This window comes from Bacillus sp. JJ1532, from assembly GCF_036965085.1.
GTDB lineage: Bacteria > Bacillota > Bacilli > Bacillales > Cytobacillaceae > Cytobacillus.
In genome coordinates, this window is record NZ_JBALOW010000037.1 from 11,735 (window position 1) to 38,649 (window position 26,915).

At 38.3% G+C, this 26,915-nt stretch carries 23 protein-coding genes; all 23 read right to left on the reverse strand.

Annotation, left to right across the window (positions count from 1 at the left end):
- Positions 1-174 precede the first annotated feature (174 nt).
- The 23 genes from V7122_RS13200 to V7122_RS13310 all read right to left on the reverse strand — a co-directional run bounded on the left by V7122_RS13200 (position 175) and on the right by V7122_RS13310 (position 26,742).
- Positions 175-1,041, reverse strand: coding sequence for a 2-oxoacid:ferredoxin oxidoreductase subunit beta (locus V7122_RS13200; RefSeq protein WP_335527133.1), 867 nt, complete (start codon positions 1,039-1,041; stop codon positions 175-177).
- Positions 1,042-2,772 (reverse strand): 2-oxoacid:acceptor oxidoreductase subunit alpha, encoded by a 1,731-nt coding sequence (locus V7122_RS13205; protein ID WP_335527135.1) that lies wholly within the window; start codon positions 2,770-2,772, stop codon positions 1,042-1,044.
- Between the two features lie 330 nt (positions 2,773-3,102).
- Positions 3,103-3,363: a stage V sporulation protein SpoVS gene (gene spoVS, locus V7122_RS13210; RefSeq protein WP_009791522.1), complete on the reverse strand. Its 261-nt coding sequence runs from the start codon at positions 3,361-3,363 to the stop codon at positions 3,103-3,105.
- Between the two features lie 228 nt (positions 3,364-3,591).
- Positions 3,592-4,389 carry a TIGR00282 family metallophosphoesterase gene (locus V7122_RS13215; protein WP_335348021.1) on the reverse strand — a complete coding sequence of 266 codons (798 nt, stop codon included), beginning with the start codon at positions 4,387-4,389 and terminating at the stop codon, positions 3,592-3,594.
- A gap of 131 nt (positions 4,390-4,520) precedes the next feature.
- Complete coding sequence (gene rny, locus V7122_RS13220; protein ID WP_335353197.1) at positions 4,521-6,086, reverse strand: ribonuclease Y; 1,566 nt, start codon at positions 6,084-6,086, stop codon at positions 4,521-4,523.
- 290 nt (positions 6,087-6,376) lie between these two features.
- Complete coding sequence (gene recA / locus V7122_RS13225) at positions 6,377-7,417, reverse strand: recombinase RecA (protein WP_335353141.1); 1,041 nt, start codon at positions 7,415-7,417, stop codon at positions 6,377-6,379.
- A 256-nt stretch (positions 7,418-7,673) separates the two neighbouring features.
- On the reverse strand, positions 7,674-8,927 hold the full coding sequence (locus tag V7122_RS13230) for a competence/damage-inducible protein A (RefSeq protein ID WP_335353142.1): 1,254 nt from the start codon (positions 8,925-8,927) through the stop codon (positions 7,674-7,676).
- A 27-nt stretch (positions 8,928-8,954) separates the two neighbouring features.
- On the reverse strand, positions 8,955-9,533 hold the full coding sequence (gene pgsA / locus V7122_RS13235) for a CDP-diacylglycerol--glycerol-3-phosphate 3-phosphatidyltransferase (protein ID WP_335353143.1): 579 nt from the start codon (positions 9,531-9,533) through the stop codon (positions 8,955-8,957).
- 61 nt (positions 9,534-9,594) lie between these two features.
- Positions 9,595-10,515, reverse strand: coding sequence for a helix-turn-helix domain-containing protein (locus V7122_RS13240; protein WP_335353144.1), 921 nt, complete (start codon positions 10,513-10,515; stop codon positions 9,595-9,597).
- A gap of 18 nt (positions 10,516-10,533) precedes the next feature.
- Positions 10,534-11,328, reverse strand: a complete 795-nt coding sequence (locus V7122_RS13245; RefSeq protein WP_335353145.1) for a DUF3388 domain-containing protein — start codon at positions 11,326-11,328, stop codon at positions 10,534-10,536.
- 247 nt (positions 11,329-11,575) lie between these two features.
- Positions 11,576-11,833, reverse strand: coding sequence for a DUF3243 domain-containing protein (locus V7122_RS13250; protein ID WP_335345725.1), 258 nt, complete (start codon positions 11,831-11,833; stop codon positions 11,576-11,578).
- Between the two features lie 102 nt (positions 11,834-11,935).
- A complete protein-coding gene (gene ymfI / locus V7122_RS13255; RefSeq protein WP_335345726.1) occupies positions 11,936-12,658 on the reverse strand; it encodes an elongation factor P 5-aminopentanone reductase in 723 nt (240 codons plus the stop codon).
- 91 nt (positions 12,659-12,749) lie between these two features.
- Positions 12,750-14,039 (reverse strand): EF-P 5-aminopentanol modification-associated protein YfmH, encoded by a 1,290-nt coding sequence (yfmH, locus tag V7122_RS13260; RefSeq protein ID WP_335345727.1) that lies wholly within the window; start codon positions 14,037-14,039, stop codon positions 12,750-12,752.
- Entirely contained in the window at positions 14,039-15,319 is a 1,281-nt protein-coding gene (gene yfmF / locus V7122_RS13265) for an EF-P 5-aminopentanol modification-associated protein YfmF (RefSeq protein ID WP_335527139.1), read from the reverse strand. The genes yfmH and yfmF overlap by 1 nt, the downstream gene beginning before the upstream one ends.
- Positions 15,320-15,525: 206 nt before the next feature.
- Positions 15,526-16,485 carry an ABC transporter permease gene (locus V7122_RS13270; protein WP_335527141.1) on the reverse strand — a complete coding sequence of 320 codons (960 nt, stop codon included), beginning with the start codon at positions 16,483-16,485 and terminating at the stop codon, positions 15,526-15,528.
- Complete coding sequence (locus tag V7122_RS13275) at positions 16,486-17,532, reverse strand: ABC transporter permease (RefSeq protein WP_335527143.1); 1,047 nt, start codon at positions 17,530-17,532, stop codon at positions 16,486-16,488.
- A complete protein-coding gene (locus tag V7122_RS13280) occupies positions 17,525-19,060 on the reverse strand; it encodes an ABC transporter ATP-binding protein (protein WP_335527146.1) in 1,536 nt (511 codons plus the stop codon). The genes V7122_RS13275 and V7122_RS13280 overlap by 8 nt, the downstream gene beginning before the upstream one ends.
- A 241-nt stretch (positions 19,061-19,301) precedes the next feature.
- Positions 19,302-20,408, reverse strand: coding sequence for a BMP family lipoprotein (locus V7122_RS13285; RefSeq protein WP_335346597.1), 1,107 nt, complete (start codon positions 20,406-20,408; stop codon positions 19,302-19,304).
- Between the two features lie 82 nt (positions 20,409-20,490).
- Positions 20,491-21,216, reverse strand: a complete 726-nt coding sequence (locus V7122_RS13290) for a GntR family transcriptional regulator (protein ID WP_335346596.1) — start codon at positions 21,214-21,216, stop codon at positions 20,491-20,493.
- A 251-nt stretch (positions 21,217-21,467) separates the two neighbouring features.
- Entirely contained in the window at positions 21,468-23,804 is a 2,337-nt protein-coding gene (locus tag V7122_RS13295; protein ID WP_335484256.1) for a DNA translocase FtsK, read from the reverse strand.
- 161 nt (positions 23,805-23,965) lie between these two features.
- On the reverse strand, positions 23,966-24,184 hold the full coding sequence (locus V7122_RS13300) for a YlzJ-like family protein (RefSeq protein ID WP_335353155.1): 219 nt from the start codon (positions 24,182-24,184) through the stop codon (positions 23,966-23,968).
- Complete coding sequence (locus tag V7122_RS13305; RefSeq protein WP_335527148.1) at positions 24,181-24,930, reverse strand: ClpP family protease; 750 nt, start codon at positions 24,928-24,930, stop codon at positions 24,181-24,183. The genes V7122_RS13300 and V7122_RS13305 overlap by 4 nt, the downstream gene beginning before the upstream one ends.
- A gap of 144 nt (positions 24,931-25,074) precedes the next feature.
- On the reverse strand, positions 25,075-26,742 hold the full coding sequence (locus V7122_RS13310) for a ribonuclease J (RefSeq protein ID WP_335484254.1): 1,668 nt from the start codon (positions 26,740-26,742) through the stop codon (positions 25,075-25,077).
- Positions 26,743-26,915 lie beyond the last annotated feature (173 nt).

The following is a 26,915-nucleotide window of genomic DNA, read 5'->3' on the forward strand; positions in this document are numbered from 1 at the left end:
CTAACAATCAGTGGGGGATGAAGGCCCCCCACTAATTGAAGTTTCACTTTATCTTATAGGAATCTTAATAAATTGTACGTGACTATAATCACTATTTCATAGCCATATAATAAATTTAATCTTGAGTATAAAAAAGAAACCCAATAACTGGGTTTCTTTTTCAGCCAAAACGGCTTAAATAAATTCTTGAATTAATTTATCAAAGTGAGCCTGATCTAAATTAAGTTCAGCTTGAGTTAATGGCTGCTCAGAGTAGCCTTTTAATAACTCTTGGTATGATTTGCGCTCGGTGTTTTGATAGATAAGGCCTGTTACAAGTCCATCATGCTTCATTAATGTTTGCATCGCCAGTTCACGGTTAGAAGAATCATAGCCTTCAACATCGCTAAGCTTTGTTAAGTTCTCTTTAAACCAGTCATATGTGTTCACTTTATTATAAGTTACACATGGGCTGAATACGTTAATTAATGAGAAACCATCATGGTTAATTCCAGCTTCAATTAAAGCTGTTAAGTCTTTAAGATCAGTTGAAAAGCTTTGGGCAACAAATGTTGCGCCAGCAGTTAAAGCCATTTCCATAGGAGCAATAGCTTGTTCAATTGAACCTTCAGGCGTTGATTTTGTTTTAAAGCCTGTGGCTGAACGCGGAGATGTTTGACCTTTCGTTAAACCATAGATTTGGTTATCCATAACAATATACGTAATATTAACATTACGGCGAATCGCGTGAATCGTATGTCCCATTCCAATAGCAAAACCATCACCGTCACCGCCAGAGGCGATAACTGTTAAATCTCGGTTTGCCATTTTAACACCTTGTGCAATTGGAAGGGATCGTCCATGAATTCCATGGAAGCCATATGAATTAATATATCCAGAAATACGTCCAGAACATCCGATACCTGAAATAACTGCTAAATTCTCAGGCTCTAAACCGACATTAGCAGCCGCACGCTGGATAGCCGCTTGTACAGAGAAGTCTCCACAGCCTGGGCACCAGTTTGGTTTTACATTATTTCGAAAATCTTTAAATGTTGCCATTTAGAACAACTCCTTGCAATTTGTGTGAATTTCATGTGGCAAGAATGGATTTCCGTCGTATTTTAACATTTTGTGAATCTTCTCAGCATGTCCGACGTTCATCTTCATAATATTTGCCAATTGCCCAGTAGCGTTGTTTTCAACCACAACGATCTTTTTAGCAGATTTTACGAGCGGCAATACTTCGTCAGTTGGGAACGGATGAATTAAACGAATTTGAGCATGGTTCACTTTTAAACCATCTTTCTCAAGACGTCCCATTGCTTCTTCAATAACTCCGCGAGTTGAGTTGAAGCCAACGATTAATAAGTCAGCCTCTTCATGTGGAGCATTTTTGTAAACAGGTGTATTAAATTTAATGTTTTCAATTTTACGAAAACGTTTATCCATTTGTGCTTTACGATTTATCGCAGATTCAGATGGCTTTCCTGTTTCATCATGCTCAACACCTGTTACATGGTGAATACCATTTTTCATACCAGGAATGACACGTGGTGAAACCCCATCTTCAGTCACTTCGTATCGTTTAAAGTAGGCACCCTCTGCTTCAGGTAAATCTCCAGTTTGAAGCTTTCCACGGCGTACTTCAACCTTATCTAATTCTAGCGGTTCAACCGTTTGTTTACCTAAAGAAAGTTGAAGATCTGAAAGAATAATAACAGGGCATTGATATTCTTCAGCAAGGTTAAATGCTTCAGCTGTATCATAAAACGCTTCTTGTACAGTACTTGGAGCCATTACGATTTTTGGAATTTCTCCATGAGTACCATATATCATAGACATTAGGTCAGACTGTTCTTGCTTCGTTGGCAGACCTGTTGAAGGACCTCCACGCTGTGTATCAACAATTACAAGTGGAGTTTCAGTCATACCAGATAATCCGATGGCTTCCATTTTCAATGCTAAACCTGGTCCAGCTGAAGCAGTTAGAGAACGAACTCCGCCATAGTTAGCTCCGATTGCCATTGTAACCGCAGCAATTTCATCTTCAGTTTGTATAACAGCCCCGCCAAGCGGTGGAAGCTTCTTTATTAAATATTCCATAATTTCAGACGCTGGTGTAATTGGGTAAGCAGCCATAAAGCGGCAACCGCCTGCAAGAGCACCTAAAGCGATGGCATCGTTACCAATCATAAATAAACGCTTTTTGCCATCAGCTTTTTCAAGCTCCATTAATTCAGTTGCCCCAAGGTTTTCTTTCATAAAGTCAAAGCCAGCTTTAATGGCTTCCATATTTTTCTCAACAACTTGTTGGCCTTTTCGTCCAAAAATCTCTTGAACTACTTCTTCAAATACGTTAATATCTAAGTTCAATACTGCGCAAGTTGCTCCAACTGCAACCATGTTTTTCATTAGGGATGTTCCCAGTTCAGTTGCTAATTCAGTGAATGGAACAGCATACATGGCCGCACTTGTATCTTCAGGCTTATTAGGACTGAATTTGGCATCCGCAATAATAACACCTTTATCATGTAGTTCCTTGTAATTAAGATCAATAGTTTCTTGGTCAAAAGCTACCAAAATATCAAGATCATCAGAAATAGATCTTACTTGAGTAGTACTGACACGGATTTTATTGTTCGTATGACCGCCTTTAATTCGTGAAGAGAAATGACGGTAACCATACAAATAGTAGCCTAAACGATTTAATGCTATTGAGAATATTTCTCCAGTACTCTCAATACCTTCCCCTTGTTGCCCTCCAACTTTCCATGAAAGTTGATTGATCATGACTTACACCCCTTTGAGATACGTTAAGAAAATATATGAAAACGTTTTTTACAATTAGAATAGTACACATCAAAATCATTATATATAGCTCAAAAACCAGTCTAATGTTAGATAAATGAATGGGTACTAAACGCTTTCAATTCTAGACCTAGTTCTTAAAAAAAGCAACCCTTTCAGACTAATTTTGGTGAAAATTTGAATATTTTATTTTTAAAATCAATATAATAATTAAGTTGATGCTTTGTAAGCTCTTCAGCTTATTTTCAACGCAAAAAAAGACCTGTTTGCATTCATGCAACAGGTCTACTTTCATCAAAGATTCCGCATTTTTTATCTTGGCTCTACAATTAGTTTAATAGCAGTCCGTTCTTCCCCATCAATCTTAATATCTGTGAATGCCGGGATACAAATCAAATCCACTCCGCTAGGCGCGACAAACCCTCTTGCGATAGCTACTGCTTTAACCGCTTGATTTAGTGCGCCCGCACCAATCGCTTGGATTTCTGCGCCGCCTCTTTCTCGCAAAACACCTGCAAGCGCACCAGCTACAGAATTGGGATTAGATTTTGCTGAAACTTTTAATATTTCCATTCCTAGCTCCTCCTTGTTTTCCCCTCCCGCATGTTCATGACCATTGCTTCCCACATGTCTCCTTTTGGAAATGAACATATCCGGTATAGATCATTCCATTGCTACTATATTCATTTCTCAATTCACATATTCCGGCTTGGACAAAATTATGGAATATTCCTTTTTATAATCCAAAAAAAATAACTGCATCTCATTTACCATTTTCGGCAATTAGACACAGTTATTCGTTTAAGAATAAAAGGGATGATCCTCATTAATTAGTATCGGAGTCATTTTCTTTGCTTTTCCGGTTTGATTTTCTATTTCAATAAGTACAGCACTTAATTGTGTACGCCCTTCTTTCGGGACTTCAAATCTGACAGGCAAGCTTGATATAAATCTTTTTAACACAGCTTCCCTTTCTACCCCTAATATTCCATCATATGGGCCTGTCATGCCAACATCTGACATAAAAGCAGTCCCTTCTGGCAAAATACGATGATCTGCTGTTTGCACATGTGTATGAGTGCCGATAACTGCGGTAACTCTTCCATTTAGGTACCAGCCCATTGCTTGTTTTTCACTTGTTGCTTCTGCGTGAAAATCGACAAATATAATGGGTGTTCTTTTTCGAGCCTCCAGAATCAGTTCATCTGCTTTTCGAAAAGGACAATCTATCGCAGGCAAAAAAGTTCGCCCTTGCAAACTGATAACGGCCACTTCGATTGCATTATATTTTAAGTAAACAATTCCTTTACCTGGGTTTCCTTCTGGGAAGTTTGCAGGACGCACCAAATATTTCGCGTCATCAATAAAGTCAAATATTTCTTTATTATCCCAAGTGTGATTGCCAAGTGTAACTGCCTGTGCTCCGGCTTCCAGGAAACCACGGTAAATCTTTTCAGTAATTCCTTTGCCTCCTGCAGCATTTTCCCCATTGATAATCGTAATTTGTGGGCGGTATTTTTCCTTTAGTTTAGGAACGTATTCCTTTATCATGTCTCTTCCTAAAGAGCCAACAACATCCCCTACAAATAATATGTTCATATATTTGTCCCTTCTTTGCTAATTTCTTCTGTTTATGCCTCAATAGGCAATTAATGTTTATATTCCCATTCTTTCTTAAGTTTATTTATGAATTTTGTTTGGAAAAAAATAAAGCGATGCTAAGCACCGCTTTATTTTGCATATTCCACGGCTCGTGTTTCACGAATAACCGTAACTTTTATATGTCCTGGATAATCAAGCTCTTCTTCGATCTTCTTACGAATATCTCTCGCTAGACGATGGGCTTCAAGGTCATCAATTTGTTCTGGTTTCACTAATATACGAATTTCTCGTCCAGCTTGGATGGCAAATGACTTTTCAACGCCATCATAAGATTCTGAAATCTCTTCAAGCTTTTCAAGACGTCGAATATAATTTTCTAATGTCTCTCTTCTAGCCCCTGGTCTTGCTGCTGAAAGAGCATCAGCTGCAGCTACTAGAACGGCAGTAATCGAAGTAGGCTCAGTGTCCCCATGATGTGAAGCAATACTGTTAATAACGATTGGGTGCTCTTTATATTTCGTTGCAAGCTCAACCCCAATTTCAACATGGCTTCCTTCCACTTCATGGTCAATGGCTTTACCAATGTCATGAAGCAAGCCTGCACGTCTTGCGAGTGTCTCGTCCTGACCTAGCTCTGCTGCAAGTAATCCTGACAATTGTGCTACTTCCATTGAATGCTTTAATACATTCTGGCCATAGCTTGTCCTGAATTTCAGGCGGCCGAGAATTTTAATAAGGTCCGGATGAAGTCCATGCACACCTACTTCAAAGGTTGTCTGCTCACCTATCTCTCGGATATGTTCATCCACTTCCCGGCGTGCTTTATCAACCATTTCTTCAATGCGCGCAGGGTGTATACGACCATCTTGAACAAGCTTGTCTAAAGCTAAACGGGCAGTCTCGCGACGAATCGGATCAAATCCTGATAAAATGACTGCTTCTGGTGTATCATCAATAATAAGATCAATTCCTGTGAGCGTTTCAAGTGTACGAATATTTCGGCCTTCACGGCCAATAATCCGTCCCTTCATTTCATCATTAGGCAAGTTAACTACAGAAACTGTTGTTTCTGCAACATGGTCCGCTGCGCATCGTTGGATTGCCAGTGACAAGATATCCTTCGCCTTCTTATCGGCTTCCTCTTTCGCTCTAATCTCGCTCTCTTTAATCATTATAGCTACATCATGAGCCACTTCCTGCTCTACACGCTCTAAAATGATGGACTTAGCCTCTTCACGAGTTAAGCCTGAGATACGTTCTAGCTCAGCTTTTTGTGATCGTACCATCTCGTCCACTTTGCTTTCCATCTCTTCAATATGCTGTTGTCTTTTGTTAAGAGAATCGTCCCTCTTCTCTAAAAGTGTTTCACGTTTATCTAACGTTTCATCTTTACGATCAAGATTTTCTTCTTTTTGCAGTAAACGATTTTCTTGTTTTTGAAGCTCATTTCTTCGATCACGAATTTCACGCTCCGCTTCTGTGCGAAGCTTGTGAATCTCATCCTTTGCTTCAAGTAAGGCTTCTTTCTTTATAGCGTCTGCTTCCCGCTTGGAGTCTTCCAATATCTGCTCTGCAGAATTCTTGGCTCCTGCGATCTTTGCTTGAGCAATGGACTTACAAACAAAATAGCTAACAACTGCACCGACGAATAGGCCAAGCAAACTGGAGATGATGATTGCTGTTAATAGTTCCATCATTTCACCTCCTCTTGCTATGAACTTTTTTGTGTTACGTTTCTAAAGTGTCGGCATGTATATTGTCCCATTCAACATACAGCACAAAGGCTTTTCAACGTTTTCATTCATTATAAAATGTAAAATATACATTTTTAATTGTAAAGGTGTGGAATTTCATTGTCAAGGCTTTGTCGTTGCGGCGCTAGTTATTATGCATATATCTTTGGAATTTTCTTTAATCATAATAAAAAGCAAAGCCACTTAATCTGAACGGCTTTGCTTACTCTACGAAAAAATGTCATATATCATTAGTCAATTAGTTGAAGTTCCTCTTGTCCCTCGTCATCACTAAGTGATTTTACACTATCAAGTCCATAGTGCTCACGTATTTGATTTTGAATTTGTATACGAATATCTTTATTTTCCTTCAGGAATTGCTTGGCGTTTTCACGGCCTTGTCCTACACGCTCCTCATTGTAAGAATACCAAGAGCCGCTCTTTTGGACGATATCAAGCTCAGAGCCTATGTCAATAACTTCGCCTTCCTTAGATATTCCTTCCCCATACATAATATCCACTTCTGCCACGCGGAACGGAGGGGCAACTTTATTCTTAACTACTTTAATCTTTGTTTTATTTCCCACAATATCAGTGCCCTGTTTTAATTGTTCAGCACGGCGTACTTCTAGACGGATAGTTGAGTAGAATTTAAGAGCACGTCCACCTGGGGTAGTCTCAGGATTTCCAAACATGACTCCTATTTTTTCACGGATCTGGTTGATGAAAATAGCAATCGTTTTGGATTTATTAACTGCACCTGAAAGTTTACGCAGTGCCTGAGACATTAAACGAGCTTGCAGGCCGACATGGGCATCTCCCATCTCCCCTTCAATCTCCGCTTTTGGAACAAGAGCTGCAACAGAGTCAACGACCAGTATATCTACCGCACCGCTTCTTACAAGGGCCTCAGCGATCTCTAATGCTTGTTCGCCTGTGTCAGGCTGAGAAAGAAGCAGTTCATCAATATTTACCCCAAGCTTTTGTGCGTAAACAGGATCAAGGGCGTGCTCTGCATCAATAAACGCTGCTTGTCCTCCAGTTGCTTGCACTTCTGCAATAGCATGTAATGCCACTGTTGTTTTACCTGAGCTTTCAGGTCCATAAATTTCAATGATTCGGCCCCGAGGATAGCCGCCTACTCCAAGTGCTGCATCCAATGCTAGTGAACCACTTGGTATAGTAGATATTTGACGATCTGTTTGCTCCCCTAGCTTCATAATTGAACCTTTACCAAATTGCTTTTCTATTTGTTTTAATGCCATCTCAAGTGCTGCTTGACGATCGCTCATTTTTCTTCCTCCTTTATCTTAACAAAAACACATTTGTTTATATTTGATCTAAAAACCTATCTTTACTATAACTGTTTTCCATTGGTTTGTCGAGAATAAATTCGAACATTCATTCGTCTTTTTTTACTGCTTAGTATGAAAGATAATGATATTTTCACTAGCGGAAATTAATATTTTCATAGTGTTTATTGTATAGAAAATGAAATTATAGAAAGTTGTCTAACATTTTATTGCGAGAATTAAAAAACAGAATGCCTTAATTGACATTCTGAATTGCTTTGAGGTGCCTCATTAGAAAGTAGCAGCCATATTTTACACTTCTGACCCGAATGGCTTCCCTTGTACCTCCTAAATTTAACTTTTCTGCAGTTAGTAGCTTCCCCTTCAAATAAATCCCTATAAAGACAGTGCCAACAGCCTTGCCTTCAAGTTCATCCGGACCTGCTACACCAGTTAAGCTGATCCCTATATCCGAATTCATCAGAGCCGCAACATTTTCAGCTAGTTCCATTGCACATTGTGCACTGACGACTCCTTCTTTATGAATGGTCTCTTGCTGTACATGAAGTACATTTGCTTTCACTTCATTTGTATAGCACACAACTCCTCCCTTTAAAAAGGAGCCAGCACCTGGAATGGATGTAAATGTCTGTTGAAACATTCCCCCAGTTAAGCTTTCGGCGCAGCTAATAGTTAAGCCATTTTCTTTCATTAATTTAATAGTCTCATTCATAAGAGAAGTATCATCATAGCCATAAAAATATTCTCCCACACGAGAGAGAATGGCTTTCTCTGTTTCATCCAATAATTGAAGAGCCGTTTCCACCTGCTTATGCTTCGCTGTAAGTCTGAGCGTTACCTCTCCATCGGAAGCTAAAGGGGCTATAGTTGGATTGGATTGGGAATCTATTAAATCCTCTATTTCTGTTTCAAGCAAGGCTTCCCCAATGCCGAAAAATCTTAAAACTCGCGACACAATGACATCTTCTTCATAAAGCTTTGAGCGCAGAAGCGGGTACCCATGCTTTAGAAACATCGGTTCCATTTCCTTAGGCGGCCCTGGAAGCAGCATATACAAATGCTTGTTTGTATCAAGAAACATTCCAGGCGCCATTCCATGCTCATTTGGCAATACTTGTGAACCTTCCAGGACAATTGCTTGCTTTTTATTATTTTCAGTCATTACCCGATTTGAACGTTCAAAATAGAGTTCGATTAATTTAAGAGCTTGATCATCCATAATCAGCTGCTTGTTCAAATGATTAGCTATCGTTTCCTTCGTTAGATCATCTTTCGTTGGTCCTAAACCGCCAGTAAAAATAAGAAACTCAGAGCGGTTTTCGGCTATTTCAATTGCAGACTTTAGACGCTTTGGATTATCTCCAACAACTGTATGATAATAAACATTAATGCCTAAATCAGCTAGCTGCTGCGACAAAAACTTAGCATTTGTATTTACTATTTGACCTAGTAATAGTTCAGAACCTACAGCAATGATTTCTGCATTCATTCGGGACGCCACCTTAATTTACGAAATCTATTTTGAATTAGAAAATACTTGCTTATTTTTTATGAAATAATCCCAGCCAGACCAAATCGTAAAGATCATGGCAATCCAAAGGGCTATATCAGCAAACGGAATAGAGAACATTTCAAATATAATATTATGTAAAAGCAAAGCTGAAATTGCCACTATTTGTGCCCATGTTTTGATTTTCCCTAACATGTTTGCTGCAACTACTTCTCCCCCTTCAGCTAGAAGAAGACGTAATCCAGTAACCGCAAATTCACGGCTAATAATGATAATCACGATCCATGATGGAGCAAATCCAAGTTCCACAAGAACGATTAACGCAGCAGAAACTAGCAGCTTATCTGCCAATGGATCAAGGAACTTACCAAAGTTTGTTACGAGGTTAAGCTTCCTTGCGTAATAGCCATCCACCCAGTCTGTAGCAGAGGCAAAAATAAAAACTAATGCTCCAATTAAATGCGTCACGGGAAGCGTTGTCCCAAGCAAAGTCACCTCACCCCACGAGAATGGCACGAGCATAATAATTAAGAACAAAGGGATAAGGCAAATTCTTGAAATTGTAATTTTGTTAGGTAGATTCATGATTTACCTCCAGTTTGTAATAAGCGATGAGTAAAAGTGAAAAATAGTCATCAAAAGATGACTATTCGTTGCTCGTTAAGTAGCGAATGGTAATATTCTGCGTCACAACCTGAGCGGGATCAATGGCAAAAGTAATTTTTTCATCATTCACATAAATCTCAGTTTCTAGGGAGTTCCCAATGATAAGCGCAGCTTCAGTCTCTTTTGAAAAATCGAGAAGCTGACTTTCAGTGTCACCTTTTGTTAATGTTCCTTGGTAGAAAGAGGTTCCCTTTCCATTTTTGACACTAACCCATGTTTTCCCAGTCGAAACAACCTTCAATTCAAACTTATCTGCATTTTTTAGTTCATATATTGAATTTTTGCCGCTAGTTTCAACGACAGTAAGTTCTTGCTTCGGTGCAGGAGGCGTTTCCTCTTTGGCTTCATCCTCTGTTGCCTCATTTTCTTCATCCGCTTTTGAAGATTCCTTATCAGAGTTCGCATCGGAATTAGCATTAGAATCTTTGGAGAAGTTTTCTGATTCTTCAAGACGCACTTGCTCATTTCCGCTATTATCTGCGAGATCCTTATCTTCATTTCCATCCCCTTTTTGGGTGACGAAGTAATAAACAACAGCTGCTGCACCTATAATAAATACAGCAATTAATATTTTCGGAAGAATATCAAATACCTTTGAACCACCTGAAGTAATATCTTTTCTTGATTGCACTCTAGACAATTTTTCAGGAATATCCTCATTTATTGTAGAAGGAATTTCTGATTTATACTGTTCAAATAGCTCTTCCGGCTGTAGGCCTACCGCTTCTGCATACTGTTTAATGAAAGCCCGTATATAGAATTGCCCAGGCATCATACTATAATTTCCTTCTTCAATACCAATTAAATACCGCTTTTGAATTTTAGTGGCAACTTGCAAGTCATCAAGACTTAATCCTTTAGCCAATCGGGCTTCTTTTAACTTTACCCCAAGTTCTGACAATTTTTAACACCTTCCAACTTACGAAAAATCAAAGCCTCCAAAATCAGATTCGGAGATCATTTTGGTTTTATCGACAATATCATATTTTATTTCCTCTTCAGGATCAGTGCGAAGCTCAATTATATAATCGAAATCTTCAATCGAATACTCTGTGTTTTCCACAAAAATATCTGGATGCTCAACCACTTTTACAGCATTCATACTCATAATTTCACGCACAAGCTGCCAATGGCGTTCGTTTGCTCTTCTAGAAGAGACAATCCCGTCAATAATAAATAGATTATCTTCGTTATACTCATCATGAATTAATTGATTGCGAATGGTTTGCTTTAAAAGAGTTGAGGAAACGAATAACCATCGTTTATTGGCACAGACACTTGAAGCCACAATTGATTCGGTTTTTCCTACACGAGGCATTCCTCTTATACCTATTAGTTTGTGCCCTTCCTGCTTAAATAATTCTGCCATAAAGTCAACTAATAGTCCAAGCTCGTCCCTTACAAAACGGAAAGTCTTTTTGTCATCCGCGTCTCTTTGTATGTATCTTCCATGTCGAACAGCTAAGCGGTCCCTTAATTTTGGTTTACGGAGTTTAATCAATTTTATTGTATCCATTGTATGTAAAATTGACTCTAGCCGAACAATTTGTTCATTGCTTTCTGCTAGAATTAATAGCCCTCTGCGGCCTTCATCAACACCATTGATCGTAACAATGTTTATGGAAAGCATACCTAAAAGGGAAGAAATATCACCAAGCAAACCGGGTCGGTTCTTTTGGATTTCATACTCTAAATACCACTCTGTTTTACTCAAAATTAATAACCTCCTTAGTACCGTTCCTAAACTTCCCTTTACGTTTAAGAGGTTGAATATGAAAGACCTATTTGTCCTCTTTATCAATACGCCCCTTTATAATAAATGATTTCGAAGAAAGATGAAAGGAAAAACAAAGCAGAACATCATAAAAATAGATTTTTAATCATTTTCAAAATATACATAGAGATTAAATCTGTAAAAAGCATAAAAAAAAGAGAGGGTGCTCCTCTCTTTTTTTCATGTATTATTGTGTTCCGTTGTTCTCAACCAGTTTAACCATAACGTTCGCAATGGCCATCTGTTCATCCTTATCAGCAACTGACCATAAATCAGAGAGAATTCTCTGCTGTTCATTTTTCGGATCTACTTGTTTCGCTAAGTAGTCACCGATTTGGTAGGCAAGATCATTAACGGTGTCTTTATTCATTCCCTGCTGCTGTCCCTGATCTAGACGATCGCCTAGAAAGTCTTTCCATTGCTGCCAATTTTCAAGTACAGACATGAATATATCCTCCTTTAAAAACTGTGTTGTACACTATAGTACATAGTTATTTTGTTTATTGGAGAGAAAAAATATTCATGATTTCTTCGTCAATCCATTTGATTAAGTATACCAACCACCATTTACGGCAAGTACTTGTCCAGTAATATAGGACGATTTTTCTGATAGAAGAAATGAAACAGAATCAGCAATATTTTCAGGTGAAGCGAGTCTCCCCATTGGAATTTCATTTTTTAGCGATTCAAGCTCATCAAATGAAAAGCCCTCTATCATAGCTGTTTGCACGGCACCTGGCGCTACAGCATTCACTCTAATACCATTAAAGGCCAGTTCCTTGCTTAACGCTTTGACAAACGATATTTGGGCTCCTTTAACAGTGGAATAGGCGACTTCACAAGCAGCTCCTGTTTGACCCCATATGGAAGAGATGACGATGATGTTTCCGCTTCTTTTGGCCAGTAATTTAGGCAGTAATTGCTTCGTAAGCATAAGTGGTGTTGTTACATGAAGGTTGATCAGCTTTTCTGCCATGCTGTCCTCAAGCTCATATAGAAGACCGTAATGGCTTATACCGCTATTATGTATAATGGCATCAATGGAAAAAATATTTTTTGCGAGCTTTTTATAGCCACTTTTTGAAGATAAATCTGACTGGATTGGAATATACTCTCCGCCAAATGCTTTAAGCTGCTCCATTAGAGTTTCAATTGCCTTTTTATTCTCATGATAATGCAAATATAAATGATAGCCTTCAGCCGCTAATTTAGCTGCAATCGCTTCCCCAATTCCACCGCTTGCTCCCGTAATTAATGCATATTTCCTCATCCTGTTCACTCCATGCGCTATAATAAAAAGGAAAGAAAGCGCCAACATGAAAGGCGCTTTCTCTTTATTATCGTCCTAATGTTTTTGTTAATCAACCTTTCGGAACAACTTGACAAACAGAAAATCTGTCTTCTGAAATAAAATCACTTGCAATACTTTCAATATCTTCTATTTTTATCGCTTCAAGGGTAGCGACAACATCAAATAAATTCATTTCATTAAAGGCATATCTTGTAAATTGATTCGCAATATATTCCGGAGAATTTATGGCCCGCAGAAATGCACCAATCTTTTTCTTTTTCGTTCGTTCTAAGCTCGCTTCTGAAATGGCTCCCTTTTCCTTCATTTTTAAAAGAATATTCTTTAACGATTCAGCAAGCTTTTCTGGATCATTTGTATCACCGCCAACCATAGCAAACCCGAAACTTTTTTCCTGGGTATAATCAAACGAAAACGTATCATCAATTAGCCCTTGATTATATAAAGTACTATAATGGTCAGAGCTTTTACCAAACATAATATCCAGCATGACGTTTAAGCTTAGCTCTGTTTTCAATAATTCCTGGCCGGACTTATTCACATTCTTTGCCTTTATGCCTACTAAACATTTGGATGTTTGAACATTCATTTGCAAAACTTGTTTTTTCTTAGCGACCTGTTCAGGTTCTTCTTCGAATTTACGATTTATTTCCGGCAATTCCTTGTAATCTTTTGATGCTTGGTTATCCTTAATTTGTTTCATAATATTGTCTGGAGTTACAGGCCCTACAATAAATAATAGCATATTACTTGGGTGGTAGAACGTATGATAGCACTCATAAAGCAAATCTTTCGTAATATGTGAAATCGTTTCAATCGTACCAGCAATGTCAATTTTTACAGGATGTTGCTGATACATATTTTCAATTAAACCATAATACAAGCGCCAGTCAGGATTATCATCATACATGGTAATTTCCTGTCCAATGATTCCCTTTTCTTTCTCAACAGTTTGTTCTGTAAAGTATGGATATTGAACAAAGTCAATTAATGTTTCAAGATTTTGTTCTACATTTGATGTACTCGAGAATAAATAAGCTGTTCTTGTGAAAGAAGTAAATGCATTAGCAGATGCTCCCTGCCTGCTAAATTGCTGAAAGACATCCCCATCTTCTTTCTCAAAAAGCTTATGCTCTAAAAAGTGGGCAATCCCATCGGGAACTTTTACATATTCATTTTTTCCTTGAGGAAGGAAATGGTTGTCAATAGACCCATATTTCGTTGTAAAAGTCGCATATGTTTTATTAAAACCCGCTTTTGGCAGGATGTACACATCTAAACCATTTTCAAGTTTCTCAAAAAACAATTCTTCCTTCAGCTGTTCAAATGTAATTTTTTCCATTACATTCCTGCCTCCTTCCCAGTTAAGAAATATATCGTATCTAAAGTGATTTTTTTGGCGACTGCAACTATATCTTCCTTTGTAGCCAGATCCATTTTATCCATCCAATCCTGAATGGAAATATCTTTCTGAGAGACTACGTTATGATAAAGGACCTCTACTATTCCTCTAGATGTATCAATAGTCTCCAGCAGCTGGTTTTTAATAACAGCCTTCGTCTGTTTTAATTCTTCCTCCGTGAAATCACCATTTTTCATTGCCTCAATTTGTGCATGTATAATGCTGACAGCCTGATCATAATTTTTATTATCAATACCTGTCATCACCATTAATAATCCTTTATGGCTCTCCAGCCTGCTTGCCGCGTAATAAGCAAGACTCGCTTTTTCCCTTACGTTGATAAATAATTTGGAATGTGAAAAACCTCCAAATATTCCGTTATAAACTTGTAAAGGATAGTAATCCTCGTCCCCATATACAATATTTGTTCGATAGCCAATATTTAATTTTCCTTGCTTTACATCTTGGTTTTCGATTACCTCATGAACATCATTCTTTTCTCTAAATGCAGAAGAATGGATAAGCTGTGGAGTTCGATCAACAAATTGCAATAGCTCCTTTCCAAATGCCTCTACTTCTTCCACATTTACGTCTCCAATCACGTAAAGGTCCATCTCGTCCTGATTTAAAGAATTCTGGTAATATTCGTAAAGACTCTCTGGGGTAATTGGGTTAACGTCTTCTTTTTCTCCATGAATATGCAGTGAGTACGGCTCATCCTTACACATTTCTTGAACGAGACGAAAGTTGGAATAACGCATTTTATCGTCATATACAGATTGAATTCTTTGTTTTAATGTCCTTTTTTCATTCTCCACAGTATCTTTATCAAAAGCATTTCCTTGAACATTTGGTTTCGTTAAAATCTCTGATAAAAATTGAAATGCTTCCTTTAAAAGGGGTGTACTGTCAGATAAAAATTTTTCATTAGCAATTTCCAATGAAAAACTAATAATGTGGTACTCACCTTTTTTCGATAGGTCTACATAAAAAGTCGCTCCATAAAGCTCATCTAAATAAGAACGTAGCTTCCCGGTGGTAGGATAATTTTCACTGCTGCTCTGCAGTACATATGGAAGTAAAGCCCTAAGAGTAGCAAATTCCTTATTTAGCGGGGCTTTCATCTTCCAAACTATAGTATTTGTTTTGTATTTTTCGGTTTTTACAATATGAAGTTTATAGCCATTCATCGGTTTAACGGCTTCTGATAAAATTTCCATATTCTGTCCTCCCAATCATTCGGTTAATATTATTTGCTTTACTATCATATGTAACTTAAACGTCGTTATTTTCCTCAAACTTTTTTTGATTTAAATCATATACTAAATATAACTTGCCCCAATTACTTAATTCAAGTTATTAACTTAAATGGAAATTGTGATACCGGACATGAAAAAAAGACCTCAAAAAATGAGGTCTTAACAAATTAACGCGAACCTTTAATATATGGGACACCAGATGCTTTTGGTGCATCCGCACGGCCGATAAATCCTGTTAAGGCTAAAATCGTTAAAACATATGGAGCGATTAATAAATAGACATTCGGAATATTCTCCAAGAAAGGCAAGCTTGATCCGATAATACTTAAGCTTTGCGCGAATCCGAAGAACAAGGCAGCCCCCATAGCTCCAAGTGGATGCCATTTGCCAAAAATCATAGCAGCTAATGCCATAAACCCTTGACCACTAATAGTTGCATGGCTAAAGTCAGAAGTAATCGACTGGGCATAAACGCCTCCACCGATTCCGCCGAGTGCACCAGAAAGGATAACCGCAATATAGCGGATTTTTGTGACATTTACTCCCATTGTATCTGCAGCCATCGGGTGTTCTCCAACAGATCGCAATCTTAATCCGAATGGGGTTTTAAAAATAACATACCAGGCAATAAAGGCAACAATAATCGCTACATAAGATGTATAATACGTATTTGAAAAGAATAATTTCCCAATTAGGGGAATATCACTTAAAATTGGAATATCAATCTTATGGAAGCCTTTTTGAATAGCATCCGTTTGACCTTTCCCATAAATAAACTTTACAAGAAACAATGCTGCTCCGATAGCCAAAAGGTTTATTGCAACACCAGAAACTACTTGGTCTGCTCTAAATGTAATCGATGCAACGGCATGAAATACAGAAAGTAAAGCACCAATAGCCATTGCTACAAGTAACGAAATCCAAGGAGTCATGCTGCCGAATGTGCTATCGAAAGCTAGATTAGAGACAATAGCTGAAAAAGCACCGATAACCATTAATCCTTCAAGCCCAATATTTACAACACCTGAACGCTCTGAAAAGGTTCCGCCTAATGCTGTGAAAATAAGTGGTGCCGCCCAAAGCATTGTGGAGGGAATAATGATTGCTAACATATCCATGATGCCCACTTACTTCACCCCCTTCTTACTAATACGGTCAATGAAGATTCTTATCATATAACTAGCTGCTACGAAGAAGACAATTAAGGCAATGATAATATCTACGAGTTCATTTGGAACGCCTGCTTCAAGCGGCATATTTAACGCTCCTACCTTTAATGCGCCAAATAATAATGCAGCTAAAACAATGCCGATAGGCCCGTTCGCACCGAGCAAGGCTACAGCAATTCCATCAAATCCAACACCGGTGAACCCGCCTCTTACTGCTGCATAGCCAAAGGTGCCAAGCCCTTCCATAGCGCCTGCTAGTCCTGCAAATGAACCGGAAATCACCATTGATAAAATAATATTAGAACGAACATTCATCCCTGCATATTCAGAAGCATGCTGATTAAAGCCAACTGATCTTAATTCGTACCCTCTAGTCGTTTTCTCAAGAATAAACCACATCAAAAATGCACAGAAAAGGGCAATGAGTATCCCCCAGTGTAAGCGGGAGTAATCTGTTAGGCCTTCTAGAAAAGGGGAACGCAAAGATGCAGTTTCATGGATATTTGGTGTGCGATCACTCTTTTCAGAAAAAACCGAACGAACGAAATAGTTTGCTACATGTAAAGCTACATAGTTTAACATAATCGTAACAATTACCTCATGGACACGAAAACGAGCTTTTAAAAACCCTGGAATAAATGCCCAAAGCGCTCCAGCAGCGGCTGCCGCTAATACAGCTAAAGGCAAATGAATTACCTTCGGAAGATCAAAGGCGAACCCCACCCAAACAGCTGCAAGCCACCCTACTATTAACTGACCTTCTACTCCGATATTAAACAATCCCGTTTTGAATGCAAAAGCAACGGCAAGTCCTGCAAGTATATACGGCGTCACCTGTCTAATGGTTTCCCCAAAATAATAAACATCACCGAAGGCACCGTCCCACAGTGCATAGAAAGCTTCACCAGCATTATAGCCGGTAGCAATCATAATGATAGTTCCGACAAGCATCCCCAATACAACTGCTAGGAGTGGGACGATCATATTTTTCAAACGATTAGACATCTGCTTTTTCACCTGCTTCCTTCCGTTTCGAACCGGCCATTAACAATCCTAACTCTTGTTCTGTTGTTTGTTTTGGATCCACAATGGCAACAATTTTCCCTTCATATATAACAGCAATCCGATCACTCACATTAAGAATTTCATCGAGTTCAAATGATAAGAGCAAGACAGCCTTTCCATGATCCCGCTGCTCAATAAGACGTTTGTGAATAAACTCAATTGCACCAACATCTAATCCACGTGTAGGCTGGGCAGCAATAAGCAAATCTGGATTTCGGTCAATTTCACGGCCAATGATGGCTTTTTGCTGGTTCCCCCCGGACAATGCACGGGCTAATGTAAACTCACTTGGCGTTCGAACATCATATTCTTCGATTAACTCATTTGCTTTTTTATAAATTTCCTTAAAGTTTAATACCCCGTTTTTTGAATAAGGCTGTTGATAATAGGTTTGTAGAACTATATTTTCACCGATTGGAAAATCGAGTACGAGCCCATGCTTATGACGATCTTGTGGAATATGGCCCATCCCAGATTCTGTTACTTTTCTAGGTGGTTGATTACTAATTTCCTTATCATTAAGCTTAATTGAACCTCTTTCAGATTTCTTAAGTCCAGTGATGGCCTCAAGTAATTCTGTTTGTCCATTTCCGTCTACACCGGCAATTCCTAATATTTCACCAGCCTTCACTGTAAGACTTAAGCCTTCTACTGCTGGGAGACCGCGGGAATCTTTAACATGAAGGTCATTTATAACAAGAACATCTTGTGCAGGCTGTGCTTCTTTCTTCTCCGTCTTAAAAACAACTTCACGGCCAACCATTAAGCTGGCAAGCTCATTCGGGTTTGTTTCGCTGACATTTACTGTTCCAATGCCAACACCCTTTCTAATAACGGTTACTCGATCACAAACCTCCATAATTTCTTTCAACTTATGGGTAATTAAAATAATAGATTTACCTTCATTAATTAAAGCTTTCATGATTTGGATTAACTCATGAATTTCCTGAGGAGTTAAAACAGCAGTCGGTTCATCGAAAATAAGAATTTCTGCACCACGATATAAAGTTTTTAAGATTTCAACCCGCTGCTGCATTCCTACAGAAATATCAGCAATTTTAGCTTTAGGATCAACTGCCAGACCGTATTTTTCAGAGATCTCTCTTACATCTTTTTCAGCTTTTTTAATATCAATCTTTCCGCCAGCAGTCGTTTCTTTTCCTAGAATAATATTTTCTGTTACCGTGAAAGGATCAACAAGCATAAAATGCTGATGCACCATTCCAATTCCTAAATCATTTGCTATATTAGGATTTGTAATTTTTACAGGCTTACCCTTTACGCGGATTTCACCTTCTTCAGGCTGGTACAATCCAAACAGGACATTCATTAGCGTTGATTTACCAGCACCATTTTCACCTAATAATGCATGGATTTCGCCTTTTTTTAATTGAAGGGTTATGTTGTTATTTGCAACAATCCCAGGAAACTCTTTTCGAATATTGAGCATTTCAATTACGTATTCCATCATTTTCACTCCTTGCTCAAGATAAAAGGAAAGTATTTGTAGTAAGATGTCAGACCCTTCATGTAGTCCAATAAAACCTTAAGTGAAATGTAGAAAGAATTTGTTCTACACTTCAATTAAATTTCCATTGAATTTAAAAAAGGAATAAGGGGCCGGTTTACCAACCCGCTTATTCCTCAGTAAAGAATAGTAGATTTACATTTTATTAGTATAAGAAATGACTAATTCCACCGCAATCTACTTATTGAGCTTTAAAATTTTCGAGCTCATCTTTAGTACCAGGAACTGTGATGTCACCGTTCTTAATTTTTTCTGACCATTCATTAACAGCAGATTCAATATCAGCCTTGTTAGAGACTTCTTCATTGATTGGCGCTAAATTAACACCTTCCTCAGCTAAACCATATACTAATGTTTGGCCGCCAGGGAAGTTGCCAGCCTTTGATTTTTCAGAAATATCGATTACAGCCGTTTTTACACCTTTCATAGCAGATGTAAGGATAACGTTATGGTTTTTGCCATCAATTTCAACGACACCTTCTAAAGTCTGATCAGAGTCAACACCAATTGCCCAAATCTCTCTTGTAGGATCTTTCTTTTTAAGGTCTTTTGCTTCAGTAAATAAACCATTACCAGTACCGCCAGCAGCGTGGAAAATTACGTCAATACCTGAAGAATACATTTGTGCAGCTGTCGTTTTTCCTAGTTCAGCTTTGTCAAAAGCTCCAGTATAGTGAACGTTTACTTTAATGTCAGGGTTTACTGATTGTACACCAGCTAAGAAGCCAGATTCAAAACGCTCAATTACTGGAATTTCCATTCCGCCAATAAAGCCAATTTGATTAGATTTAGTTGCCTTTGCAGCCGCTACACCAGCAAGGAATGCCGCTTCTTGCTCTTTAAATAGAACGCTTACAACGTTTGGCTGTTCAACAACACCATCAATGATCCCGAAATGAGTATCCTTTTGCTGCCCAGCAATTGTATTAATATCTTCTACCATTAAGAAACCAACACCAAATACTAAATTAAATCCTTCACGAGAAAGTTTATTTAAGTTAGTGGAGTAGTCAGCATCTGATTTAGATTGCAAATAGTTGTATCCGCCTTTACCTTCTTCAAGTCCGTTATTCTTACCAAACTCTTGAAGACCTTCCCATGCTGATTGGTTAAAAGATTTATCATCTACCCCACCAACATCTGTTACCATTGCAACAGAGAAAGCACTTTCATTTTTTTCTGTTTTAGCTGTGTCGCCTTCTTTTTCTTCCGACTTTCCACAAGCACCTAAAATTGTTCCAGCTGCTAGCACTAAAGATAGCGCTAAACCAAATTTTCGCTTCTTCAAGGTATTGACCCCCTATAATTTTAATTATCTGATAGTAGAAAAGCCTTAGAGCTACTAATAGCTTATTTTTCCTAGGAGTGAACTATAACCTTTTCCTAAGAACATGGAAACTAAACTTATCCGCTCTAAAATAATTGACCGAATACAGAATGGGCTCATCCGTTTCATCAAAATGCATTTGCTTAAGAACGAGCAAAGCAGTTTCAGGATCACACTCTAAGATCGGGGAAACTTTTTCATGATAACCTAGCGGTACAATTTGGGTGATTGCGTATGTTATTTTTCGATTTGCTTTTTCTTCCAGTAAATTCAATATTGATTCCTGCTCATGTGTGAATGTTTCAGCAAGAATTGGAACTGGAATTTTATCAATACAATACACAACAGGTTCACCGTTAGCAGTTCTTACCCTTTCGATCACAATAATTTCCTCTTCCTCAGAACATGAAAAACGGCGAATATCTTCTTCAGTCGGTCCCATTGTAGATGAACTTAAGAAAATGGTTCCTGGATTCATTCCTGCATTCAATATCATGTCAGTAACACTATTTAACTGTTCAATACCTGAGGTAAATAATGGCTTTGCATTTACAAAAGTCCCAACTCCATGCCTGCGTATGATAACGTTTTCTTCTTCAAGAATACGAAGCGCTTCACGAAGAGTTGCTCTGCTTACGCCAAGTTGCTTGGCAAGATCAAATTCTGAGGGAAGTTTTTCTTTTTCTTTATACTTTCCATCATCAATGTCTTGTTTTAAGCGATCAATCACTTGTAAATATAAATGCCGGTTATCTGACTTTATGGACATGCAGTTTCCTCCAACCAATTTTCTCGGAGACATCAGACCTCTGATGTTCAATCTTTCCTACTAATCGAAAATACTATAACACTTTTTAGTTAATAATGAAATAGAAATTATTAAAAAAATAGTAAAAACGCATCATACAGTAGATAGACTCTCATTATATTATAATTATATTAGTATAACACATTTAACACAAATCTTTTTTTCTGCCAAAAAGACCCGTTTTAAATAAAACGAGTCTTTCAGAAAAGTGTCTATGAACTTGCTTCTTCAGATGGCTTGCCTAACAGTACAGCTCGCGGCTTACTGCCTTCATAAGGACCAACGATTCCTCTTGCTTCCATTTCATCAATAAGGCGGGCAGCCCGCGTATAGCCAATTCGAAATCTGCGCTGCAGCATTGAGACAGAAGCTGTTTGCATTTCTAAAATAAGCTCAACTGCTTCATCGTACAGGTCGTCATCAACTTCTGATGTTGTTTCTGGGATCTCATCAGGAATCATCTCTTCTTGGTATTGTGCCTTTTGCTGTTCAATAACAAAATTTACTATATCCTCAACTTCCTCATCTGATAAAAAGGCACCTTGAATACGAACAGGCTTAGATGCACCGACTGGTAGGAAGAGCATGTCTCCTCTGCCTAGTAATTTCTCCGCTCCACCCATATCAAGAATCGTTCTTGAATCAGTCGCAGATGAGACAGCAAAGGCAATCCGAGAAGGAATATTTGCCTTAATAACCCCTGTAATAACATCAACTGAAGGGCGCTGGGTAGCAATAATTAAATGTATTCCAGCTGCACGTGCCATTTGAGCAAGCCTTGTGATCGCATCTTCTACATCAGAGGATGCCACCATCATCAAATCCGCAAGCTCATCTACAATCACGACAATGTAAGGCAGCAGTGGCTGCTGTGCTTCTTCTTCCGCATTGTGTTTTCTTACATAGTCATTATAGCCTTCAATATTTCTTGTTCCTGTATGCGAAAATAGCTCATATCGTCTTTCCATTTCATTGACAACTTTCTTTAACGCCTGTGATGCTTTTTTAGGATCTGTAACAACTGGAGCAAGCAAATGAGGGACCCCATTATACACGTTTAATTCAACCATTTTGGGGTCGATCATCATTAATTTCACTTCATGAGGTTTTGCCCGCATTAGTACACTTGTAATTATTCCATTAATGCACACACTTTTTCCGCTGCCAGTTGCACCAGCTACTAATAGATGGGGCATTTTATTTAATTCTGCTTGGACCGATTCCCCTGTAATATCACGGCCAAGGCCAATTAATAGCTTTGAATCCGGTTTCTCATATTGGTTTGCTTCAATGACTTCTCTAAGTGAAACCATTGCGACTTCAGAATTGGGTACTTCAATCCCTATCGCAGATTTCCCTGGAATCGGAGCCTCAATTCTAATGTCTTTTGCAGCAAGTGCCAGGGCCAAATCATCGTGCAAACTAACAATCTTACTGACCTTTACTCCCACATCGGGATGGACCTCATATTTCGTTACAGCTGGACCGAGGTGAACTTGAGTTACTCTTGCCTTTACGCCGAAGCTTTGAAAAGTTCTTTCAAGCTTTGCTGCATTTGCGTGTATTAATTCATATTCACCGCTTTGATCTGTTTGTCTAGGCAGCTTCAGCAGATTAATAGGCGGCAATTCATAATCCACGTTTTCAACTTCAGTAAATGTGATAGGTGGTCCTGAATCCGAATCTGATTGGTTGTCCATTCTTTTTGCCGTTTCTTTCTCTACCTGTTTATTTTGTTCATAGTTAGCCTTTTCAATAAAACTAGAAATAATAGGTTCCGGCTGTAAATCTTTCTTTTGCTCGACCGCACTATTAATTTTAATAACGGGTTCTGTTCTATTCTCTTCCTCTACTCTGCTTCTACGTTCTTTTGCCTTTTCACGCCTTGAGACTCTTTTTTCTTTACGGTTTCTGTTCCATTCATTCATATCATGAATGAATGCATTCCATTGATTTTTTATAAATTTTCCAATAGCAGTTAGAAGCTTTCCAAATGCCTCCCCAAAGGTTTTGCCAGTTACTAATGTAATTCCAATGATAATCAAGATTAGAGCAATAAATTTTGCCCCGGCAACATCAAATAAATAGAAGAATACGGCAATGAGGATGGCGCCTATCATGCCACCATATAATTTCTCCGTGCTCGTTTCACTATTCCTTACCATCTCAAACATTTCAAAGGTTTGTTTAATTACACTAGGGTTTTGTACCTTTCCGCTATTTGTTAATAATTCGATATGGGTAGTATGGCTAAGTAATAGGATAGAGCAAATAATTAAATAACAGCCTACCAATTTAGTGCTGAAAAAATGGGGCAATGTCCTTTTCCACATAATATAACTAGCAAAAACAATCATGCCCAAAATCCCTAAGATATACCAATCTCCCATAAAAAACTTGAAAAATAGAACGGTCCAATCCCCTGCCTTACCAAGCTTTGCCATTGCTATTACCCCTAAAGCAAGCAGGACGAGACCAATTAGCTCAAATCTAATAGTTGATTTAATATTTTCTTTTTTTCTAGAATGTCTTCGCTTCTTTTTGGCCATTTTATCACCCTGTATTATCTTCTTATTTCCATCTTAAACAATAGATTAATGAAACATGCACGGAATCTTATGTAAAAAAGTTAATATTATGTATTGAAAGAAGAAAGCAGCCATAATTTGGCTGCCCTGAAATTAAATCTATTATAACACACTGCCCTCATTCACTGTAATGTTAAAGTGATTTTTGCTCCTGGAAAACATGCTTCATTCATAAAGTGTGCAGGATCACTGCTCATAATCCGGATAACTGTGCCGGTTTGCCCATCATCTATATTCACTAGCATTGGAATCCCCTGGTAAGATATGACTTTTTGTTTTTCAAATTCACTTTCGTTTGTTTGATAAATAAGCTCCTGTGGCATCATTGTATAGAGAATCATTGGACTATCCCTTTATTCTTCTTTTTATTAAGGTCTATCAGCTCATTTAACCGTTTCATTGCTGGACCAATTCCGCCCACGCTATCGATTAATCCGCTCTCAACAGCCTCTTTCCCTACTACATTCGTGCCAATGTCTCTCGTTAAATTTCCTTTAGCAAACATTAATTCTTTAAAATATTCTTCGGAAATATTCGAATTCTTCGTAACAAAATTAATGACCCTCTCCTGCATTTTATCTAAGTATTCAAAGGTTTGTGGCACTCCGATAACTAAGCCAGTCAATCTAATCGGATGGATGGTCATTGTCGCGGTTTCCGCAATAAAAGAATGGTCACATGAAACAGCAATCGGAACCCCTATCGAATGTCCTCCACCGAGCACAATAGATACCGTTGGCTTTGATAAGGAGGCAAGCATTTCAGATATGGCAAGTCCCGCTTCGACATCTCCGCCCACTGTGTTTAATATTACTAAAAGCCCTTCAATTTTTGGGTTTTGTTCAATTGCGACAATTTGGGGAATGAGGTGCTCGTATTTCGTTGTTTTATTTTGTGGAGGCAGTTGAAGATGCCCCTCTATTTGACCAACAATCGTTAAACAGTGAATCTTTGAGTCCTGGGATAGTTGCGGAACATTCGTTTGCCCTAACTGTTGAATTTTCTCAATAAGAGCTGAGGATTGTCCTTCCTTCGGCTTGTCCTGCTCTTCATTTTCAGAGCCGCTTTGTTTCAAGTCATTGTTCATTTCTTTTTTCTCCCTTCAAACCAATTTAAAGAACAAAATCCATATGAGTTTAGTATGGTCTTTGGGAGTATTTTCATTCGGTGTTAGTTTATTGCTTATTAATAAAATAAAAAGCACAGCTGCTTGAGCTGTGCTTCCTAAGTTCTAAACTTCCATAATAATCGGTAAAATCATCGGTCTTCGTTTTGTTTTTTCATATAGATACTGATTCAATACATCTCTCATATCTTGCTTAATTCCTGACCAATCGAAGGTTTCTTTTGAAATGTTTTTTTCGACAGTTTCTCTGACCTTCTTTGTAGCCTCAATTAAAAGTTCCTCAGATTCTCTTACATATACAAATCCTCTGGAAATAATTTCAGGTCCAGCACATATGCTTTTTTCCTTTTTATTCAAGGTCACAACGACAAGTAATATCCCATCTTGAGAAAGAAGCTTTCTGTCTCTTAATACAATGTTCCCGACATCTCCGACTCCACTTCCATCAATTAGAATATTGCCTGATGGAATGCGGCCAGCGGGGCGAATCCGGCCTTCTTTTATTTCTGCAACCTCGCCTTTTTCAGGGATGAAAATTTGATCATTCGTTAAACCGCTTTCCAAAGCAACTTTGGCATGTGCCTTTAACATGCGATATTCGCCATGAACAGGAATAAAGAATTTCGGCTGCATTAAATTAATCATAAATTTAAGCTCTTCCTGACTTCCGTGGCTTGATGTGCCAAATGCACCCTTTCCTGAAATCACATTTGCTCCTGCACGAAAAAGCATATCAATCGTCTTAAAAATGATTACCTCGCTCCCTCTAATCGGGAAGGCAGTTAGCATGACAGTATCACCCTGTTTAATATTGATCTGCTTATGAAGCTGCTTGGACATTTTTTGCAAAACTTCAATGGGCTCTCCCTGGGATCCTGTTAGTAGAATGACAATTTCATCATCCGGATATTGATTGATTTCAGAAATGGGAATGATTAATTCCTCGGGTACTTGTAAATACCCAAGCTGAAGTGCGATATCGAAAGCTGATTGCGAGAATTTTCCAACGACCGCAACTTTTCTTCTGCTTTTATAGGCTGCATCAAAAATATGCTGAATTCTTATTAAATCAGATGCCAAAGATGCAGCGATGATTCGACCTGGAGCATTAAAAAAGGTATCTGTTACTTGGCTGACTACTTTGGCTTCCGATTGGGTATGACCCGGTTTATCTGCCTCCGTACTGTCGGAAAGCAAGCAAAGAACACCATCTTCACCGATTCTCGCCATTTTTCCTATCTCAGGCTTGTAATTAGAAGCCGCTGCTTGATCAAATTTAAAATCCCCAGTGTAAACAATACTTCCCTCTGAAGTATGTATACAAATTCCAACGCTGTCTGGAATGCTATGGGTCGTATGAAAAAATGAAACGTCCGCAGATTGAAACTCGATCTTAGAGTCCGAATGAATTTCCACAAAATTTATTTGACCTTTATATTCCTGTTCCTTCATTTTCGCTTTTGCTAATGCCAGCGTCAGCTTCGTACCATATACAGGAACACTAAGATCTCTTAATATATATGATAGGGCACCGATATGATCTTCATGACCATGTGTCAAAAAGATTCCTTTAACCTTTTCTTTATTTTGAGCGAGATAAGTGAAGTCAGGGATGACAATATCTATTCCGAACATTTCATTTTCCGGTATCATGAGTCCTGCATCTAGAACAAATATGTCTTCATCCACCTCCACAAGGTACATATTCTTGCCAAATTCACCCACTCCCCCCAGTGCCACAATCTTGATGCTTTCATTCTTTCTATTGTTCAATGTTAAAATCCTCCTATTTTCAGTTGCCCGACCTTAGATCAGTTACCAATATTATACTTGAAGAAAGAAAACTATGACAAGAAGAAAAGCGGAAGCGCCTTCGGAACAATCAAAGGACAATTGTTCCTGCGATGATTATTCGGAGAAGCTTTCCTTGTGCCCACCCCCGACAA

What these genes read in the sequence shown, in the direction of transcription:
- V7122_RS13205 (WP_335527135.1), bottom strand. Translation starts at nt 2,772, where the DNA reads ATGATCAATCAACTTTCATGGAAAGTTGGAGGGCAACAAGGGGAAGGT.
- V7122_RS13305 (WP_335527148.1), bottom strand. Translation starts at nt 24,930, where the DNA reads ATGAACAATGACTTGAAACAAAGCGGCTCTGAAAATGAAGAGCAGGAC.
- V7122_RS13250 (WP_335345725.1), bottom strand. Translation starts at nt 11,833, where the DNA reads ATGTCTGTACTTGAAAATTGGCAGCAATGGAAAGACTTTCTAGGCGAT.
- spoVS (WP_009791522.1), bottom strand. Translation starts at nt 3,363, where the DNA reads ATGGAAATATTAAAAGTTTCAGCAAAATCTAATCCCAATTCTGTAGCT.
- V7122_RS13300 (WP_335353155.1), bottom strand. Translation starts at nt 24,184, where the DNA reads ATGATTCTCTATACAATGATGCCACAGGAGCTTATTTATCAAACAAAC.
- V7122_RS13200 (WP_335527133.1), bottom strand. Translation starts at nt 1,041, where the DNA reads ATGGCAACATTTAAAGATTTTCGAAATAATGTAAAACCAAACTGGTGC.
- V7122_RS13290 (WP_335346596.1), bottom strand. Translation starts at nt 21,216, where the DNA reads ATGTCCATAAAGTCAGATAACCGGCATTTATATTTACAAGTGATTGAT.
- recA (WP_335353141.1), bottom strand. Translation starts at nt 7,417, where the DNA reads ATGAGCGATCGTCAAGCAGCACTTGAGATGGCATTAAAACAAATAGAA.
- yfmH (WP_335345727.1), bottom strand. Translation starts at nt 14,039, where the DNA reads ATGGAAAAAATTACATTTGAACAGCTGAAGGAAGAATTGTTTTTTGAG.
- pgsA (WP_335353143.1), bottom strand. Translation starts at nt 9,533, where the DNA reads ATGAATCTACCTAACAAAATTACAATTTCAAGAATTTGCCTTATCCCT.
- V7122_RS13275 (WP_335527143.1), bottom strand. Translation starts at nt 17,532, where the DNA reads ATGTCTAATCGTTTGAAAAATATGATCGTCCCACTCCTAGCAGTTGTA.
- V7122_RS13295 (WP_335484256.1), bottom strand. Translation starts at nt 23,804, where the DNA reads ATGGCCAAAAAGAAGCGAAGACATTCTAGAAAAAAAGAAAATATTAAA.
- yfmF (WP_335527139.1), bottom strand. Translation starts at nt 15,319, where the DNA reads ATGGAAATTTTATCAGAAGCCGTTAAACCGATGAATGGCTATAAACTT.
- rny (WP_335353197.1), bottom strand. Translation starts at nt 6,086, where the DNA reads ATGGAACTATTAACAGCAATCATCATCTCCAGTTTGCTTGGCCTATTC.
- V7122_RS13215 (WP_335348021.1), bottom strand. Translation starts at nt 4,389, where the DNA reads ATGAACATATTATTTGTAGGGGATGTTGTTGGCTCTTTAGGAAGAGAC.
- V7122_RS13280 (WP_335527146.1), bottom strand. Translation starts at nt 19,060, where the DNA reads ATGGAATACGTAATTGAAATGCTCAATATTCGAAAAGAGTTTCCTGGG.
- ymfI (WP_335345726.1), bottom strand. Translation starts at nt 12,658, where the DNA reads ATGAGGAAATATGCATTAATTACGGGAGCAAGCGGTGGAATTGGGGAA.
- V7122_RS13230 (WP_335353142.1), bottom strand. Translation starts at nt 8,927, where the DNA reads ATGAATGCAGAAATCATTGCTGTAGGTTCTGAACTATTACTAGGTCAA.